Annotated in this window: 2 protein-coding genes; both read right to left on the bottom strand. The window is 62.1% G+C overall.

All coding sequences use genetic code 11. The annotated features are described in order from the left end of the window. On the bottom strand, positions 1–2,750 hold a 2,750-nt coding region (locus VAE48_RS11140), incomplete at its 3' end, for an NAD(P)-dependent oxidoreductase (RefSeq protein WP_322793401.1). 3 nt (positions 2,751–2,753) lie between these two features. Further along, the gene (locus VAE48_RS11135; RefSeq protein ID WP_322793400.1) at positions 2,754–3,734 is read right to left on the bottom strand and encodes a sugar-binding transcriptional regulator; all 981 of its coding nucleotides are present in this window, start codon (positions 3,732–3,734) and stop codon (positions 2,754–2,756) included. Positions 3,735–4,131: the final 397 nt, after the last annotated feature.

Below are 4,131 nucleotides of genomic sequence, written 5' to 3'. Positions count from 1 at the left end.
ACCAGCAGGCGTTTCAGCCCGCTCAGCAGTCCGCCGCGCTTTTCGGCAGGCAGGCTGCGCGCCGTGTCGCTTGCGGCTTTGCGCGCCGCTTCCAAATCGGTCACCCCGGCGGTTGAGGTGTGGCGCAGCTGCTCCAATACTTTCGTGTCACTCGCCCGCTGCCCGCTCCAGCGGAAGTTGGTCAGCGTTTGCGGATTGAGCGCGTAACGCGGCACTTCTCCGCGCAGCAGGCGTTTCATCTCATCCACAATGATCTGCCCCTGATGAATGCCCACCTCACAGGTATTCCCGCCAATGTGCGGTGTGGCAATCACATTCGGCAGCGCCAGCAGCGGGTCGTCACTGCCCGGCGGTTCAACCGGGAAAACATCCAGCGCTGCACCTGCCAGCCGTCCGGATTGCAGCGCGCCGAGCAGCGCGTCCTGATCCACCAGCGCGGCGCGGGCAGTGTTGATCAGGTACGCGCCGGGTTTAATCCGTTCAAATGCGGCTGCATCCAGCATGGCGCGGCTTTCATCGGTCACCGCCGCGTGCAGGGTGATGAAATCGCTTTGAGCAAGCAGTTCCTCCAGCCCCACCTTCAAAGCACCGTATAAAGCCGCCTGCTCTTCACTGACGTAGGGGTCATACAGCAGCACACGCGCTTCAAAAGGCAGCAAACGGCGGATGACCCGCTGCCCGATTGCCCCGCCGCCGATAACACCCACCGTCTTACCCCATAGTTCTCGCCCTTGCAGGGCGAAGAAAGCCTGCCCCATGCGCCCCATGTCACCGGCTTCACCGCCCGGCTGGCGCAAAAAGGCGGTTGCTTCCGGCAGGCGGCGCGCCAGCATCAGCATGAAAGCAATCGTCAGGTCGGCTACAGCATCGGCATTGCGCCCGGGTGTGTTGATTACCGGCACGCCGGCTGCGCTGCAGGCCTGTAAATCAATGTTGACCGGGTTGCCGCGGCAGGCAAAAATCAGGCGCAGGTCGGGCAGTTTCGCCAGGGCGGGGGCATCCACCACATCCACTTCAGTGACAAATACCGAATACCCCCGCAGGGCTTCTACCAGATCTTCGCCGCTCAACAGTCTGCCCTCACTGCGATAGCTGGCGTAGGTCACCTCGCCCAGTTCGCCCAGCAGGCGAACGGCTTCCTCTCCCAAATCGGCGGTGACCAGAATGCGCGGGCGAAAATCACGCGGCAGGCTGACCTGAGGTGCTGCCCGCTGCTGCATGGCCTGCACGATGCTGCCGGCAGCCGTCTGATCGGCTTCCTCGCGCTGGCGGCGGATGGCGTCCCATTCGCTGAACCATTCCGCATAGAAACGCACCCGTTCCGGCTGTGGGGTAAAACGGCGTAACTCACCGCTCAATGCCTGAGCCGCTTCCGCCAGCGAGGGGTATTCTCCTGCCCCGCTGGCCGCACAGATGGCCGCCCCCAGTGCGGTTGACTGCGGCGTGCGGCCGACCTCGACCGGCTGGGCGCAGATTTCTGCCAGCATCTGCAGCCAGGCTTCGCTGCGGGTCAACCCGCCGCCTGCCCGCACCGCCTGCCCCGCTGTTCCGGCGGCTTCCTGCGCCTGCTGAATGTTCAAACGCATGGAGGCTGCCAGCCCTTCCAGAATACCCCGCGCCAGATGGGCGCGTCCCTGGCTGCCGCCCGGCAGGCTGAAGGTGGAAAAAGCGAGCGAATCAACCGGCAGACCCAGCGCGGCAGCGTTGAACAACTGCACCCCTACGGTGGAAAACACTCCGCCCGCCCCCGGCGCTGCCGTTGCGGCTTCGGCACACAGCGCTGCCACCGGTTGAGGCGAATGGGGGTAAAGCACGCCGGCGGCCCATTCCAGGGCCGTGCCGGCTGAACCGGCGTTGCTTTCCACCACATACACCTCCGGCAGCAAGTGCAAACCGCACCACGTGCGTCCCTGCGGATGAAAAGCCGCTTGCGCGGTGGTCACCATCACCGGCGCGGTGCTGCCAGCGGCAACCGCCGTCTGCCCTGCGCGGGTGATTCCCATGCCCAACAGCGCGCTTTGCGTGTCGGCACCGCCAACCGCCACCGGTAAACCGGCCGGCAGGCCCAAAAATTCGGCGGCTTCAGCACTCAGTTCACCCAGGCGGCTGCCCGCCCGAACCAGCGGCGGGAAAATTCCTTCTGGCAGACCCAGCGAGGCGATCACATCAGCGGCCCAGCTGCGCTGGTGGAGATCGAACAGCAGCGATTCGGCTGCCTGCGAGAACTCAGCCGCCGCCGTGCCGCACAGCCGAAAGGTCAGCCAGTCGCTGAGCGTCAGCGCGTAACGGGCGCGTTCCAACAGCGCTGGCTGGTGTTCTTGAACCCACAGCAAACGGGCGGCCATCAACACCGGGCTGGGATAGTGGCCGGTACGCCGATACAGTTCTTGCCCGCGCGTATCTGCCAGAGTCATGCTCTGTTCCACCGCCCGCGCATCGCGGTTCGGTGCGGCAAAAATGACCTGGCCGGCTTCGTCTATCAACACCGAAGTGTGGCGCTGGCTGACGGCCGCAATCCCGCCTGTCTGGTGCGGCTGAACACCAGCCCTGGCCAGCACTTCACGGGTCAGCTCAGCCAGCGTCTGCCAGACGGCACGGGTATCCAGGTCGTAGGCCCAACCACCCTCCGCTGAAGGCGGATGCGACCAGGCCCGGTAAGCGCTCACCATTTGTCCACTGCGCGAATTGACCAGCAAACAGCGTCCGCCGCTGCTGCCGGCATCCCAACCGATAAACCATTCCTTGCTCATCGCTTACACCTCCACCTCTACTTTTTGATCACACAGCCAGCGCGCCGTTGCCGTGTCGGTGACCAGCACATCCACCAGCCCGCTGCGCAATGTTGCGTGGACAGCCCGGCGTTTGGGCTCTCCGCCAGCCACCAGCATTTTCAAGGGGATACGGCGCAGGTCTTCCAGTGAAATCCCCAGCAGCCGCTGGTGAACTGCCGCCGGAACCAGCCGGCCGTTCCGGTCGAAGAAATACCCCAGCACATCCCCCACCGCCCCGTATTCCAGCAGTTCTTTCAAGTCTTCTTCGCCGAGGATACCGGCCTGAACCAACAACGCCGCCGGGTCAACCGTGCCAACGCTGAAAACCGCCATGTCTGCCTGCCGGGCAACATTCAGGCTGCGCTGGATGAGCGGGTCGGCCAGCAAATGCTCCCGCGTTGCCGGTTCGCTGACAAAGGTGGGCAGCGGCAGGTAGTAGGCTTCGCCGCCGGTAGCCACTGCCAGACGGGTAAGAATATCGAAGTTGTGCGACATCTCCACCGGACGGAAGTACAACCCACCCATTAAAGTGGCAAACCGGCAGTTGACCGGCTTATCCAACACCAGAAAATCGGGAAGGTAGGAAATGGTGCGGCTGATGCCGATGCCCACCGTCCAACCCTCCTGCAAGCGCTGTGCCAGCACCAGGGCTGCCATCTGCGCCAGCGATTGAGCCAGTTCCTCGCCGGTTTCTTCAACAGCCGGCACAAGCCAGGCATCCTGTAAAGAAAAACGCTGCAACAGCATTTCCACCAGCGGCAGATCAAAGGAAACCGGCCGGATGCGGATTTCGACAATCCCGTTCTGACGGGCTTCTTTGAGCAAGCGGTTGACGGTGATGCGCGAAAGTCCCAACCGCGCCCCAATTTCTGCCTGAGTCAGGTCCTGCTCGTAATATAGCCAGGCCACCCGCGCCAGCAGTTGCTCCCGGGTGGAGATGTGTTCCGGGGACTCATGATTCATGTTACATTTGAACCCTTTCTGAACAAATGTTAGCAAATTTTCACGGTAATTTCAAGCGGTTTTTTCGTTTCCGTTCAATATTTTCAGGGGCAGTTGGTGATCAACCCATAAAATCCGTTTTTGAGAACCGTCTGCGGCCCAATCGCCGTCCTTTTTAGCAAGCGCGGCAATCTTATGTGTGACCCCCCACCCACCTCCCCCAATATTGCTTTCGCGATATTGGGGGAGGCGCAGGTGGGGGTGATTGGTATTGCATGCAAGGTTTTGATCTGATCCCGAGCTTACGTTAAAATAACGTGAATTCGGGATAAATTCAAAACCCGCAAGTAAAGCAATTACCCCCTCCCGCCTCCCCCTAAATCGCTGGGGCGATTTAGGGGGAGGTGCAGGTGGGGGT

This window comes from Bellilinea sp. (assembly GCF_034432615.1).
GTDB lineage: Bacteria > Chloroflexota > Anaerolineae > Anaerolineales > Anaerolineaceae > Bellilinea.
The sequence above is the reverse complement of the archived record's forward strand: the minus strand, read 5'-3'. Positions and strand labels throughout refer to the sequence as shown.

Excerpts from the sequence above, each read along its gene's own strand:
- VAE48_RS11135 (WP_322793400.1), bottom strand. The coding sequence starts at position 3,734 with ATGAATCATGAGTCCCCGGAACACATCTCCACCCGGGAGCAACTGCTG.